We start from the raw sequence: 13,997 nt of genomic DNA on the forward strand, positions 1-13,997 counted from the left end.
TTTTGAATGAAAAGAAGCGAGCGAAGAAATAAGAAACGTAAAGGACTAAGAAATTTCTTTATTGTAACTACATTGATTTTGTTAGCGGGAATCATATACGGAGTAGTTCAATACTATAGCGGGTTATCTATAGCAAACGAAGGATCACTTAAAGATGACAGCGCGTCATTTGATGAATTTGAAGGTGCAGATCCACAATTTGGTGAAATTAATGTTCTGTTATTAGGTAGTGACTCGCGGGGAAATGAAGATGCACGAGCCGATACGTTAATGATTGCTCATTATAATCAAACGACTCATCAGATGAAACTCGTTTCTATTATGAGAGACACGTATGTGGATATCCCTGATCACGGGTATCATAAAATCAATTCTGCCTTTTCACTTGGAGGTCCGGAACTTGTAAGGCAAACAATTAAGCAAAATTTTGATATTGATATTCATTCCTATGCAATTGTTGACTTTACTGGATTTTCGAAAATCGTAGACGTTGTAGCTCCTAATGGGATAGAAGTTGATATTCCTTATGCCATGTCTCATGGAATTGGAATGACATTACAGCCTGGAAACCAAGTTTTAAATGGCGAACAGTTACTTGGCTATGTGCGTTTCCGCCACGATAAAAATAATGATTATGGGCGGGTGGAACGGCAGCAGGAAGCGTTGTCGAAATTAAAGGATGAAGCTGTGAGCGTCCACAGTTTACTAAACTTGCCTAAGTTACTCGGCGTTGTGGAGCCTTACGTTAATACAAATGTGGATAATCGAACGATCCTTACGATCGGTAAAGGTTTACTTCTTGGCAAGACTGATAAAATAGAGACGCTACGTATTCCTGTTGAACACTCTTTTGAAGAGAAGCGTGTAGCGGCAGGGGAAGTTCTAAGTATTGATTTCGAACAAAACAAAGAGGCATTACAACAGTTTTTATCTACAGAGGACGAAGTGGTAGATACTGAATTAGTCGAAGAGCAACCTGAAAACTAAGTAATGAACAAAAAACGACGTACATGTCAGCTGACATGTACGTCGTTTTTATTATTCGTCGTCTTTATACCAAGGGTTTAAGTGAATTAAAACTTCATCTACATCTTCATTACTAGCCATGATGGTATCCTTGATTTTTCGTGAAGCATCATGCCCTTCTTGGATAGTCATTTCACCTGGTACACCTACACGCAGGTCTACAAGAATATAATGTCCATGTTCCCGAGCGCGCAAACGGTCAATCCGTTTCACTTCAGGGATAGTCATGATTAAAGCTGCGAATCCATCCAGTCTGTGCCGGCTTATGTTTTTCTCCATCAGGACATCCATTGCTTCTTTTCCGATATCATAAGCAAGTTTGAGCACTAAAAACGACACAATGATACCGGCAACCGGATCACCATAAGAGAGGAAGTGAATGTTGTACAGATCACCAACAAGTGCAAGTCCAATTCCGACAACAGCTGCTAGTGAGGCGTAAACGTCTGCCAAGTGGTCATAGGCGGTCGCAATCAACCCTTTACTATTAGTCAATTTACCAATCCGGATTGTATAGACATACAAGGCGTGTTTCCATATAAGTGAAATAAATGCAGTTAGTAATGCTATTAAACTAGCCTTTGCTGGTTCCTCAAAAAGTGCAGAAATCGCTTCATACGCAATGTAAATTGCGGCTAGCCCTAAAATCAGTGCGACAATGGCAGAACTGATGACTTCCGCTTTTCCATGACCATAAGGATGGTCATCATCCGCGGGACGTTTGGATATCCGCATCGAGGTCAGGGCAGCACCGCTGGCAATCACGTCGCCTGCATTATGGAAACCGTCAGCTAGAAGGACCGGACTTTGAAAGAGGAAGCCCACAACAAGTTTAATCCCTGTTAGGAGGATATTGCTTATTAAACTAATCCAAACCGCAATTATTGAAGCGCTTGAATGACTATGCTTATTCATCAATGATGACCTCCTATTGATATGTTTCCCGAGGGAAACAAAAAACCTTGACAGGCTCCTGTCAAGGTTTTTTGGTATTCGTATAATCGTTTAAGTTGAATGCATTCATAGCTATCACTCGCTAAATTAAGACGTTTTCCAATTGTAACACTGACAGATTCGGACAGCAAGGAAAAGAGCTAGCACTTCATCAATTCTTTACCCTAAGTCTTGAACAAATGAATATCTATTTAAACAGTGCAAAGGCGTCTTACCAATCCAATTAAATTCTTTATATCAACATCACTCGTGTTAAATAACCAATTAATAACTTAATTGACTACTAGGCGCTCGGTGTACAGTTGCTTCTGGCTCGCTTTGGATTTAACAACTTCTATACATAACTGAGCTATTTTTATGTATAGGGATGCGACAGGTGCTTATTCACAATAAGATGACCGAAAAGGGTGTGGCTAGGAATGACGAAATTATTTCTAGCCACACCCTTTTCCCCGTTAATCATATCGGGAATAGTGTGCCGAAAGCGAACCGGAAATGGAAGTTTTCAAGCCTCTTGTTACCTGTTATTTATGCAAGTAAATGGTTAATCAACAGACTTGTTTCAACTTATTATAAAGGAGAAAATTATGATGTATACTACCCCCGTTTAGAATAAATTATCAAGATTTAGGAGATAGTGAAACTAACAGTATACAAAAAGGGAGGTGATCTTGATGAGCTTTTTGCAAGGAGGGGAGGATAGTCACAATAATGGAACATCCAATTCTACATCCGCTCAGAATGACAAAGTGCTCATTACGATTGCCGCTATTAAGAACGAGTTAACTGGAATAAATGATGCCGTATTTAAAGACATTCAAACACCCGATGAGCTAGTGACGATCATTTACTTTAGCTCACTTATCGAAAAGCTCACTTTGTACAGAACTGTAATTTTTCCATTGTTAGATCAAAAGGAAGACTTGCTAAAATCGGCTGAAGTGCCAGAGAAAGTCAATCTTTCTGGTGTTTTATTTTCAATCACTGAAGGAAATACGATCGTATATTTTCATGAAAAAAATCTATTTATAACTGTTCATACATATAGCCCTCCCATGAGTTCAATTATTGGATCTGATACTGAATCGAGCGTCATTGGTCCGCAAGATGCCTTTACCGAATCGTTACAAACAAACCTATCACTAATAAAAAGAAGGCTTCGAAATACGGGTCTAAAAAACGAGGACTACACGATAGGAACTGAAACAAATACTAAAATTTCTGTCGTTTATATGGAGCATATTGTGAATAAGGACAATTTGGATAAAGTATTAAAAAAAATTTCTGAAATTAAACATCCGGGATTTAATGATATCTCCGTATTAAAACAACTAATGGATGATCATCCATTTTCACCATTCCCACAATTTCATGGGACGGTTAGACCTGATGCTGCAGTAAACTATTTGTTAGACGGAAGAGTCGCTATTTTAATGAATAACAGTCAAGCACTGTTAATTTGTCCAATTTCATTTTTTGAACTATTTACTTCTCCTGAAGACTATTATAACCGATGGACAACGGCCTCACTCCTTCGTGCTCTTCGTTTTTTTGGTTTTTTCTTAACGATAATATTAACGCCTACGTATATTTCAGTGCTATCTCATCATCCGGAAATGTTGCCTTTTAATGTTTTACTAAACTTACAAGAGTCTAGAGGAAAGGTTCCTTTTTCTCCTGTTCTTGAAGTGCTATTTATGGAACTCGTTATTGAAATATTAAGAGAAGCCGGCACACGAATGCCGACAAAAATTGGTCAAACGATAGGTATTGTTGGCGGGATTGTCATTGGAACAGCTGCGGTTGAAGCAAGTCTTGTGAGTAATGTACTTATTGTTTTAGTCGCGATTTCAGCGCTGTTATCCTTTTTACCGCCGAATTTTGTAATGAGTAACGCGAGTCGTTCGATTCGCTATTTATTTATAGTGGCTGCAGGCATGTTTGGACTATACGGTCAGATGATTGCATTTGCATGGCTTTTTCATCATTTATTAAGTTTAACTTCTTTAGGGACCCCATATATGACGCCCGTAATACCAAGGAAATGGTCAGATTACCTAAACAGTGTTGTGCGTGTGCCAACTTTGTACCGTAGACGAAAGGCGGGTATTTCAAGGGCACAGAGTACAAAAAAACCTCCTGTAGAAGGGGGGAAATGAGTAATGGATAATACTAAATTAAAAGTACTGAATAGTTACCATGTCGTGTTTCTTGTTCAAAATGTGATTGTAGGCACCACTGTCTTGTCATTGCCGAATCGAATAAGCGCAATGGGCTACAGTCAGTGGTGGATGCCCCTATTGTTTGGGATTATCGCGAATATCGCACTCATTCCGATGATATGGCTCGGTCTAAAATATACTGACGATAATTTATTCGCCATTCATGAAAAACTGCTTGGCAAATGGCTAGGGAAGAGTTTAAATGTTGTTCTGCTGGTCTATTTCATCATTGTGATAGCAGCCGTCTGCGCAAGTTACTTTCAATTAATCCAAGTTAGTGCACTTATAGACCGTACAATTACAGGCCCTCTACTCATTTTTTTACTCTTGCTCGTTTACATCGTAAGCGGCGAAATTAAATCAATCGCACGATTTTGTATCATGGCCTTTTTCTTAACAATAGGATCCGTTTACTTTTTGAAATGGGGGTTTGTTGCGGGGGATATTCGTCATATGATGCCTTTTTTTAACTTCAATAAGCAGGAGTTTTACACAGCAACTAAAAAAGGGTTACTAGCGGTTGGCGGTTTCGAATTAATATTGTTTTATTTTCCACATATCATCAATCAAAAAAAAACATTGAAACATGTTTCAATTGGAATATGGATATCCGTTTTGTTCACTTTTGCATTCACCTTCGTGAGTGTAATGTATTATTCGGATTGGCAACTTAAAAATGTTTTGTATCCCGTTTTAGGATTATTTAAAGAAGTAGAATTATCATTTCTTGAACGAATCGACGTTCTAGCCATGACGATGTGGGTGTTTCTTATTTTATCAACGACTGCTGCTTACTTGTGGGTTGCAAAGAGAGGGTTAGATTCAATTCGCTCAACATCTAAGAAGGCACATCTATATATTTTAGCAGCGCTCGTCTACGTAATTGTCCAATTTCCGTTTATGGAAGAGTTTCAAAAGCTGTTGTTTGAACGTGTTTTTTATGTTATGTATGCGCTGTTTATATGGCCAGCTGTATTATGTATAATCCACGTACTTAAACAAAAAAAGAACGAGGGATAGAGATGAGGAAAATTAATTTACGACTGCTCATTATATGTTCCGTATTCATAGCAGGTTGCACGCAAGATGGCCAGCGGGGTTCCGTGGAAGATTTAGCGTTAGTCAGTAGCGTTGCCCTCGATTACGTGAATGATAAAGAAATGTGGATGACCGTATCGATACCCCAACCAATGGGCGAGTCTCCAGTACTAACGGAAGTATATTCAGTTAACACAGAGATGATACAAGAAGGTCTTGTCAAAATATCTTCAGAAGCAGACAAAATGATTATATTAAACCAGCTACGTACAGTTTTAGTTAATGAAGAGTTTGCGAAGAGTGGAAAGATGACGCAAGTAATTGAACATTTTTATAGAGATTCAACAGTTGGGAATAAAGTTCGTATTGCAGTGGTAAAAGATAGAGCGGAAGATATTCTACAAGCCGATTACCCTGAAAATGAACATCTGGATGCTTATTTGAATGATTTGTTTCAGCCTAAACTCCATAATTCTTTTAGTCCTTTTACAACGATTCAAGAGTACATGAACACCCAAACAAGTCCGATATATCATACGATGGTTCCTTTTTTAGAGAAAAAGGGAAAATCACTTAAAATCACTAGTATCGCTTTGTTTAATAATGAAAAAATGGTTCAAACGATTACGAATCAGGAATCGTTACTAATTCAAGCGTTGAAAGGACTTCAAAAGCTTTCGCCAATTGCAGTTGAATTCAAAGAAAGTGGACAGAATCAGCAACTATTTCTTGAACAAATTAAAAATAAATTGAAAGTAAAGAGTAACAAAGATATTGAATCTCCTGAATTGTCCATTTCACTTGAAATAGAAGGTGTGGTCGTTGAATATAAGGGGGACCGGAATCTTAGTAAAGTTGAGGACAATAAAAAACTTGAAAAAGAAATTAGCAAACACATAAAAAAAGAAATAGAAGATTTGCTGAAAAAGTTACAGGAATTGAAAGTTGACCCAGTTGGATTTAGTGAGAATTTTAGAATGTATCACAAAGGGAAATGGACGGATGAATTAACGGAGAAAATAATAGAAACGGCAGAATACAAGGTAGATGTGGAGTTTAAAATTCTTAACGCAGGTATTATAAAGTAAATCACACATGTCTTACGGTAAATATGTTGTGATTAGTTCATCGAAAGCGAACGGGAGATGATCCAGTGAAAATGGATCTTCCCAAGCCCTACTCACTAATATTTCATGCGAATAAATGCTTCACTAACAGAAGTGAAGAAAATTGTTCTATTGGTGATATGACAAGTGCAATGATCGGTTGCACTTTTTATAACTAATACAAATTATTGCAATACAGTCAATCTGTAATTATTGTTGCAATCATGTAGAATGATTATTATAATACATTAAAATGAATAATAATACATTCGAGAGGTTGATTATACATGAAACTTTGGGGCGGACGTTTTACAAGTCGTGCGGATGAAATAATGGAGCAATTTAATACATCATTACCTGTTGATCATAGGTTGTATAAAGAGGATATTGCAGGAAGCTTTGCGCATGTTACGATGCTGGTGCACTGTGATTTATTGACACCAGAAGAAGGCGATCTGCTTGTGGGTGGACTCGATTCCATTTTGCAAGATATCGAAACGGGTGCGATTAAAATTGAAGGCAATTATGAGGATATCCATTCATTCGTAGAAATGCATTTGACGGAACGTATTGGAGAAACAGGAAAGAAACTACATACAGCACGTAGCCGTAATGACCAAGTCGCTGTGGACATGCGCTTGTATGCAAAAGGCAAAGCGGCGCAAGTGATGGATAGTCTGCAAATGCTTATCGATTCGCTGAATACTAAAGGGGCAGCAAACAACGTAATTATGCCTGGTTATACTCATTTACAGCGTGCGCAAGTCGTAACGTTCAGCCACCATTTAGGGGCTTATGCACAAATGTTCAAAAGGGATAAAAAGCGTGTAGGCAATGCGATTGATATTTTGGATGAAAACCCATTAGGCTGCGGAGCGCTTGCAGGTACAACACATAACATCGACCGCGACGTAACGACTGCGTTATTAGGGTTTGCAAAACCAGTGGACAATTTCCTAGACGGCGTTAGTGACCGCGATTATTTACTTGAATTAATGTCGGATTTCTCAATTGTTATGATGCACTTGAGCCGATTGAGTGAAGAACTTATTTTGTGGAGCAGCCAAGAATTTAAATTCATCGATATGGCAGATGCCTATTCAACGGGAAGTAGCATTATGCCACAAAAGAAAAATCCTGATGCTGCAGAATTAATTCGCGGGAAAACGGGACGTGTCTATGGTTCCTTGTTTTCATTGTTGACGACGTTGAAAGGGTTGCCTCTTACTTACAATAAAGACATGCAGGAAGATAAAGAACAATTTTTCGACGCACTGGATACCGTAATGGACTGCCTCGAAATTATGTCGAAAATGATTGATACGTTACATGTCAATGCGGACAATATGAAAGCAGCGATTAAAGCGGGCTTCCTCAACGCGACAGAAGTTGCCGATTATTTAGTAGGCAAAGGAACAGCATTCCGTGATGCACACGAAATCGTTGGCAGATTGATTATTTATTGTGAGCAACAGAAGAAAGCAATCGAGGATTTGACAGTCGAAGAGTTGGCTAAGTTTAGCGAGCAAATTACGGAAGATATATATGATTATATTGATTATGAAAATATTATAACAAAAGGGAATAAGCACTTGATGAAGCAAGTAGGGAAATAAAGGATGGGACTGTCTGAAAAAGGACAGTCCTTTTTATGTTGTGTTGTGGCATGTGAGTGGGGGGGATGCTCGGTGTGCGGAGGGATATGCTCGGTTAGGGGGAAGTGTGCTCGGTTGGCGGAATATATGCTTGGTTGGCGGGTTATATGATCGGTAAGTGGTTTATATGATCGGTAAGTGGTTTATATGCTTGGTAAGTGGATTATATGCTTGGTAAGTGGTTTATATACTTGGTAAGTGGTTTATATGCTTGTTAAGTGGTTTATATGCTTGTTAAGTGGTTTATATGCTTGGTAAGTGGGTTATACGCTTGGTAAGTGGGATATATGCTTGTTAAGTGGGATATATGCTTGTTAAGTGTGGGATATGCTTGTTAAGTGGGATATATGATTGGTAAGCGGGAAGTATGCTCGGTTGGTGGGATATATGATTGGTAAGTGGGATATATGCTTGGTTAGCGGGGGATATGATCGGTAAGTGGGTTATATGCTTGGTAAGTGGGTTATATGCTTGGTAAGTGGGTTATATGCTTGGTTAGTGGGATATATGATTGGTAAGCGGGATTATATGCTTGGTCCCCAGAGATATATGTTAACACTCCTCATATCGAAACAAAAAAATAGCTTGAAAGGACAATTTATCCTTTCAAGCTATTTTCTTAACCCATAATATTATAGCCAGCATCTACATAAATGATTTCACCAGTTACGCCGCGGGACAGATTGCTCAACGTAACAAGTGTCATGTCCGCTACTTCTTCTTGTGTGACGTTGCGTCTTAATGGAGCGTTTTCTTCAATTTGAGTCAAAATCGTATTGAAGGAAGCTATGCCTTTTGCAGACAGTGTGCGAATCGCACCAGCTGAGATTGCGTTGACACGGATATTTTCTTTCCCCAAGTCAAACGCCAAGTACTTCACAGATGCTTCAAGCGCTGCTTTAGCAACACCCATCACATTATAGCCATCAAGCACACGTTGCGCGCCTAAATAACTCATTGTTACGATCGAACCACCGTCTGTCATGTATGGACGTGCTTCTCTAGCAGTCGCAATGAGTGAATAAGAACTCGTATCCTGCGCAAATGCGTATCCGCTTCTCGTAGTCTCAACAAAGTCGTTTTTCAGATCTTCTGCATGCGCAAATGCAAGTGAATGGACAACTCCGTGAATTGTACCGACTTCAGCGCCAATTTTCCCAAATGCTTCATGGATACTTTCATCTTCATTTACATCACATTGCACAATCAGTTTTGCTTCAAAACCGGCTGCACTTAATAGTTTTTCAAGTTTAGCAAGTGAACGCTCTTTTCTATATGTGAAAATAACATTTGCACCGACTGCAAAAAGTGTTTTTGCGACGCCCCAAGCAATGCTTCGTTCATTTGCCACGCCCATTACAACAATGTTCTTACCTTTAATTTTAAGTAAATCGTCCATAGTAACCTCCTGAGTAGGTAATAAAATCTTATATACCTATTATTAGTACCAGATGCTAAAAGAATTATAGCACATTTGTTCAGAAGTTGTGAATAGCCATTACATAAAAATGAAAACGTATTCAAAGATACATAATTCAAACATAAATAAAAATACAGTTGACTTTATAATTATGCATACATATAATAAGAATAACTTATAAACAGGGGTGATTGTAATGAAAGTAGGAATCATTGGCGCATCAGGGTACGGTGGACTTGAGCTCATCCGGCTACTGCATAACCACCCAAAAGTCGAACAAATTGAATTATTCACTTCATCTGAAGAAGGTGTAGTTTTTTCACATAAGTATTCACATCTTATGAATATAGTCAATCAGCCACTTCAAAAAATAGAGCTAGACAGGTTAGCGGAATTCGATGTCGTATTCTCAAGTGCTCCAGCTGGTGTTGCCAGCAAACTTCTTCCTCCGTTAATCGGAAAAGGACCGAAGCTTATCGATTTGTCGGGAGATTTCCGTTTAAAAGATCTGTCTCAATATGAGCAGTGGTATAAAAAAGAACCAGCACCGGCGTCAGCTGTTGAGCAGAGCGTATACGGATTGACTGAATGGAATTATGAGGCAATCCGGCAAGCGCAGTTAATTGCCAATCCGGGTTGTTACCCAACAGCGGTTCTGTTGTCGCTATTGCCATTATTGAAAGAAAATGCAATCGATGCAAGCCAGTTAATTATCGATGCAAAAAGCGGCGTATCCGGTGCTGGCAATCAGCCTAGTCAGATGACACATTTCAGCGAAACAAATGAAAATACAGCCATCTATAAATTAAATCAGCATCAGCATATTCCAGAAATTGAGCAAGCGTTGGCATTCTTTGCAAAAGAAATTCCACCTATCACATTTAGTACACATCTTGTTCCTATGACAAGAGGAATTCTGGCGACGAGTTATGCACCAGTTGTGGAGGGGGTAACAGAAGCTCACCTCATTGATTGTCTGAAAGAAGCATATGCTAATCATCCATTTGTTCGTGTTATGCAAGAAAAAGATAAGTTTGGAACCAATCAAGTATACGGCTCAAACTATTGTGATCTCCTTGTGAAAGTGGACCCGCGGACGAATCGGGCAACAATCGTTTCTGTCATCGACAACTTAGTCAAAGGGGCAGCAGGGCAAGCCATTCAAAACATGAACGTTCAATTCGGTCTCGAGGAAATAACCGGCTTGTCACTTGTCCCGGCATTCATCTAACTTAGGGGGAGTATTATGACGACAACAGTTTTAGCTCTAAAGCGCATATCGGGAAATAACATCGTGTCCCCAATTGGTTTTAAAGCCACGGGCATCCATTGTGGAATTAAACATAAGAAAAATGATTTGGCATTACTCGTTAGTGAAGTACCCGCAAATGTTGCAGGTGTATTTACAACGAATGCAATTCAAGCGGCACCGCTAATGGTTACAAAAGAAGCGATGCAGCAATCGGGGAAAATGCAGGCGATCATTGTTAATTCGGGAAATGCGAATGCGTGTACAGGCCAGCAAGGATTGAAAGATGCCCGTCTCATGCAACAAAAAGCGGCAGAGAAACTCGGTATTGCGCCTGCGTTAGTTGGAGTTGCATCGACTGGAATTATCGGTGAGATGATGCGAATGGAACCGATTGTGAAGGGAATTCAAAAACTTGAGCCAAGTTCTGAATTAGAAGGTTCGATTCTATTTTCACAAGCGATTCTAACGACAGATACCGTAACAAAAAATACAGCATACAGCACAGTGATTGATGGCAAAAAGATCACTATCGCCGGAACTGCAAAGGGATCGGGGATGATTGATCCAAATATGGCAACAATGCTTGGTTTCATCACAACGGACGCTAAGATTGAGTCAGTTCATCTACAAGCTGCTCTCAAAACGGTGACAGATTTGACGTTTAACTCGATTACAGTAGATGGCGATACATCTACAAACGATATGGTGCTCGTAATGGCAAATGGGATGGCAGGGAATAATTCATTGACGCCGGCACATCCGGACTGGGAACAATTCACGGAAGCATTGCATGCTGTTTCTCAAGACCTTGCGAAAATGATTGCGAAAGATGGAGAAGGCGCGACGAAGCTTATTGAAGTCGAAGTATCAGGAGCGATTACGGATATCGAAGCACGTAAAATTGCTAAAACGGTGGTTGGTTCACCGCTTGTGAAGACGGCTATCTTTGGCTGTGACGCCAACTGGGGAAGAATTATCGCGGCTGTCGGCTATAGTGGGGCCACGCTGGATCCGAATGCCATAAAAATTAAAATCGGTTCAACAACTGTTGTTGAAAACGGGGAGCCTGTCCCATTTTTGGAAGCGCAACTGCTGATCTATTTGAAACAACCGGAAGTGAAAATTAGTGTGGATCTTCATCAGGGAATTGGTAAGGGAGTAGCATGGGGGTGCGATTTAACATATGACTATGTCCAAATCAATGCAACGTATCGCTCGTAAACGAATGGTAATAAAGCTCGGTGGAAGTATGCTGGAAGGGTTAAATGAAGACTTTTTCAAGAATATGATACAACTGCAAAAAGCCGGTAATGATGTAGTGCTTGTTCACGGAGGCGGACCTTTTATTAATAAAGAACTTGCCAGAAATAAAGTGTTATCATCCGTAGTAAACGGTATCCGTGTAACGTCGAAAGAAGCGGTGGGGATAGTTCAATCGACATTAATAGGTCAAGTGAATCCAGCCCTCGTCCATCAATTAAATAAAGGTGGCATCGATGCGATTGGCCTTAGCGGATACGATGGAAATCTCCTAACATGTAAAGTGTTGAATGAAAAACTGTACGGCTCTGTAGGAGAAATCCAGGATGTCCGCACCGAATTAATAGAAACACTTCTTAAAGATGGGCTTGTGCCAGTTATTTCGTGTATCGGTGCAACAGAAGATGGAGCTCCTCTCAACATTAATGCGGACACAGTCGCAAGTAAGATTGCTCTGGCAATAAATGCAGACAGCCTGCTTCTTGTGACGGATACTCCTGGCATTCAAATAGAAGGAAGTGTTCAACAAACGGCATCACCGACCGAAATTGTCCAGTGGATCGAAACAGGCGAAATATACGGAGGCATGTTACCGAAAGTGAAAGCTGCACTTGATTGTCTAGATGCAGGTATTCCATCGGTGCAAATTGTCGGACAGCAATTAGAAGGTACCATAATTAAATGCGAGGAGGTTTTCATTTGACTACGCTATTTCAAAATTACGCACGTCGTTCAGTTCATCTTGTAAAAGGGCGAGGTACAGTCGTGACGGATGATAAAGGAAAAGAGTACCTCGACTTCATAAGTGGAATCGCGGTCGTCAGTCTTGGTCATGCACATCCAGCGCTCGTTGAAGCAGTCAAACAGCAAAGTGAAAAACTATGGCATGTCTCAAATTTATTCGAAAGCCCCGAGCAGGAACTGTTGGCAGCTAAGCTTATAAAGGATACACCTTTCAGCCATGCTTTTTTCTGTAACAGCGGTGCTGAAGCAAATGAAGCAGCCATTAAATTAGCTCGAAAGCATACACAGAAAAACGTCATCATTACCTTCGAACAATCCTTTCATGGCCGGACATTCGGCGCCATGTCTGCGACTGGGCAAGCGAAGGTTCGTGAGGGCTTCGGTCCACTGCTAGAAACATTTCGTATCATTCCATACAATGACGAACAACAACTGGAAGCTGCAATTGACGGCGATGTAGCCGCAATTATGCTAGAAGTTATTCAAGGAGAAGGTGGCGTCAACCAAATTGACCCGGACTTTGCACAAAAAATAACAGATATCTGTAAGTCAAAAGGTATTTTACTCATTGTCGATGAAGTACAGACGGGCATTGGCCGTACGGGAACGCGATATGCCTATGAGCAGACAAACCTTGAACCAGATATCATTACACTTGCCAAAGGATTAGGCGGTGGATTCCCGATTGGTGCCATGCTTGGATCAAGTGAGCTTTTGCCTTCATTCGGCCCAGGAACGCATGGCACGACATTTGGAGGTAATCCACTGGCCGTTGCAGTTGCACAAACAGTTGTCGATATTGTATTTAAGAAGAAGTTTCTACAAGAAGTAGAAGACAAATCGACTTACTTGATTGAAAAAGTGCAGGCATTATTGCCGCAAGACCAGTTTTCTATTCGTGGGGCGGGTCTGTTACTCGGTATTGAATGCGAAGAGGAGATTCTGCCATTCATTCAACAGGCAGAACAAGCAGGTTTACTGCTCGTTCAAGCAGGAGCTAACGTCATTCGACTATTACCACCGTTAACGGTTACATACGAAGAAATCGACCAAGCTGTGGATATTCTATCAGCAGTTCTACTCCCCGAAAAAACGGCAATAACGTAATGAACTTTTGAATTAAGGCGTTCAGTGAAGCGCTATTCAATAGACCTCAGTCTGAAGGTTAAAACAAAAGGATTCGCTAAAAGTAGCGGGTCTTTTTGTATTTGAAACGAAACGTTCATACAATTGACAAGCATACCCAATGATGCAAAAAGAGCGGCCCGATCATAAATCTGGCAACCCGATCATATACCATGTCGCACCGATCATAAATCC

General features: G+C 40.2%; 11 protein-coding genes. 9 read left to right on the forward strand and 2 right to left on the reverse strand.

Translation table 11 applies throughout. The annotated features are described in order from the left end of the window. Positions 1-6 precede the first annotated feature (6 nt). The gene (locus tag H7992_RS06340) at positions 7-987 is read left to right on the forward strand and encodes an LCP family protein (RefSeq protein ID WP_187046983.1); all 981 of its coding nucleotides are present in this window, start codon (positions 7-9) and stop codon (positions 985-987) included. A gap of 51 nt (positions 988-1,038) precedes the next feature. Here H7992_RS06340 and H7992_RS06345 read toward each other — a convergent pair whose 3' ends face one another. Then, positions 1,039-1,941: a cation diffusion facilitator family transporter gene (locus H7992_RS06345; RefSeq protein ID WP_187046984.1), complete on the reverse strand. Its 903-nt coding sequence runs from the start codon at positions 1,939-1,941 to the stop codon at positions 1,039-1,041. Positions 1,942-2,654: 713 nt separating this feature from the next. Between H7992_RS06345 and H7992_RS06350 the strand changes: the two genes are divergently transcribed. The 4 genes from H7992_RS06350 (at position 2,655) to argH (ending at position 7,962) form a co-directional block, all read left to right on the forward strand. Beyond that, positions 2,655-4,139: a spore germination protein gene (locus tag H7992_RS06350; protein WP_187046985.1), complete on the forward strand. Its 1,485-nt coding sequence runs from the start codon at positions 2,655-2,657 to the stop codon at positions 4,137-4,139. Positions 4,140-4,142: 3 nt separating this feature from the next. Further along, positions 4,143-5,222 (forward strand): GerAB/ArcD/ProY family transporter, encoded by a 1,080-nt coding sequence (locus H7992_RS06355; RefSeq protein WP_187046986.1) that lies wholly within the window; start codon positions 4,143-4,145, stop codon positions 5,220-5,222. Between the two features lie 2 nt (positions 5,223-5,224). After that, entirely contained in the window at positions 5,225-6,328 is a 1,104-nt protein-coding gene (locus tag H7992_RS06360; protein ID WP_187046987.1) for a Ger(x)C family spore germination protein, read from the forward strand. Between the two features lie 305 nt (positions 6,329-6,633). Then, the gene (gene argH, locus H7992_RS06365; protein WP_187046988.1) at positions 6,634-7,962 is read left to right on the forward strand and encodes an argininosuccinate lyase; all 1,329 of its coding nucleotides are present in this window, start codon (positions 6,634-6,636) and stop codon (positions 7,960-7,962) included. 658 nt (positions 7,963-8,620) lie between these two features. Here argH and H7992_RS06370 read toward each other — a convergent pair. Then, positions 8,621-9,400: an enoyl-ACP reductase FabI gene (locus tag H7992_RS06370; RefSeq protein WP_187046989.1), complete on the reverse strand. Its 780-nt coding sequence runs from the start codon at positions 9,398-9,400 to the stop codon at positions 8,621-8,623. A gap of 217 nt (positions 9,401-9,617) precedes the next feature. Between H7992_RS06370 and argC the strand changes: the two genes are divergently transcribed. The 4 genes from argC to H7992_RS06390 are packed head-to-tail and all read left to right on the forward strand — an operon-like array spanning position 9,618 to position 13,784. Further along, positions 9,618-10,652, forward strand: coding sequence for an N-acetyl-gamma-glutamyl-phosphate reductase (gene argC / locus H7992_RS06375; protein WP_187046990.1), 1,035 nt, complete (start codon positions 9,618-9,620; stop codon positions 10,650-10,652). A gap of 15 nt (positions 10,653-10,667) precedes the next feature. Next, complete coding sequence (gene argJ, locus H7992_RS06380) at positions 10,668-11,894, forward strand: bifunctional glutamate N-acetyltransferase/amino-acid acetyltransferase ArgJ (protein ID WP_187046991.1); 1,227 nt, start codon at positions 10,668-10,670, stop codon at positions 11,892-11,894. Further along, positions 11,857-12,636 (forward strand): acetylglutamate kinase, encoded by a 780-nt coding sequence (gene argB, locus H7992_RS06385; RefSeq protein WP_187046992.1) that lies wholly within the window; start codon positions 11,857-11,859, stop codon positions 12,634-12,636. Before argJ ends, argB begins: the two co-directional genes overlap by 38 nt. Further along, positions 12,615-13,784, forward strand: a complete 1,170-nt coding sequence (locus tag H7992_RS06390; protein ID WP_187046993.1) for an acetylornithine transaminase — start codon at positions 12,615-12,617, stop codon at positions 13,782-13,784. The genes argB and H7992_RS06390 overlap by 22 nt, the downstream gene beginning before the upstream one ends. Positions 13,785-13,997 lie beyond the last annotated feature (213 nt).

It is taken from the genome of Sporosarcina sp. resist (assembly GCF_014302295.1).
Taxonomy (GTDB): domain Bacteria; phylum Bacillota; class Bacilli; order Bacillales_A; family Planococcaceae; genus Sporosarcina; species Sporosarcina psychrophila.

Coding starts and splice junctions, on each gene's coding strand:
- argC (WP_187046990.1), top strand. CDS start 9,618: ATGAAAGTAGGAATCATTGGCGCATCAGGGTACGGTGGACTTGAGCTC.
- argJ (WP_187046991.1), top strand. CDS start 10,668: ATGACGACAACAGTTTTAGCTCTAAAGCGCATATCGGGAAATAACATC.
- H7992_RS06360 (WP_187046987.1), top strand. CDS start 5,225: ATGAGGAAAATTAATTTACGACTGCTCATTATATGTTCCGTATTCATA.
- argH (WP_187046988.1), top strand. CDS start 6,634: ATGAAACTTTGGGGCGGACGTTTTACAAGTCGTGCGGATGAAATAATG.
- H7992_RS06390 (WP_187046993.1), top strand. CDS start 12,615: ATGCGAGGAGGTTTTCATTTGACTACGCTATTTCAAAATTACGCACGT.
- argB (WP_187046992.1), top strand. CDS start 11,857: ATGACTATGTCCAAATCAATGCAACGTATCGCTCGTAAACGAATGGTA.
- H7992_RS06345 (WP_187046984.1), bottom strand. CDS start 1,941: ATGAATAAGCATAGTCATTCAAGCGCTTCAATAATTGCGGTTTGGATT.
- H7992_RS06370 (WP_187046989.1), bottom strand. CDS start 9,400: ATGGACGATTTACTTAAAATTAAAGGTAAGAACATTGTTGTAATGGGC.
- H7992_RS06350 (WP_187046985.1), top strand. CDS start 2,655: ATGAGCTTTTTGCAAGGAGGGGAGGATAGTCACAATAATGGAACATCC.
- H7992_RS06340 (WP_187046983.1), top strand. CDS start 7: ATGAAAAGAAGCGAGCGAAGAAATAAGAAACGTAAAGGACTAAGAAAT.
- H7992_RS06355 (WP_187046986.1), top strand. CDS start 4,143: ATGGATAATACTAAATTAAAAGTACTGAATAGTTACCATGTCGTGTTT.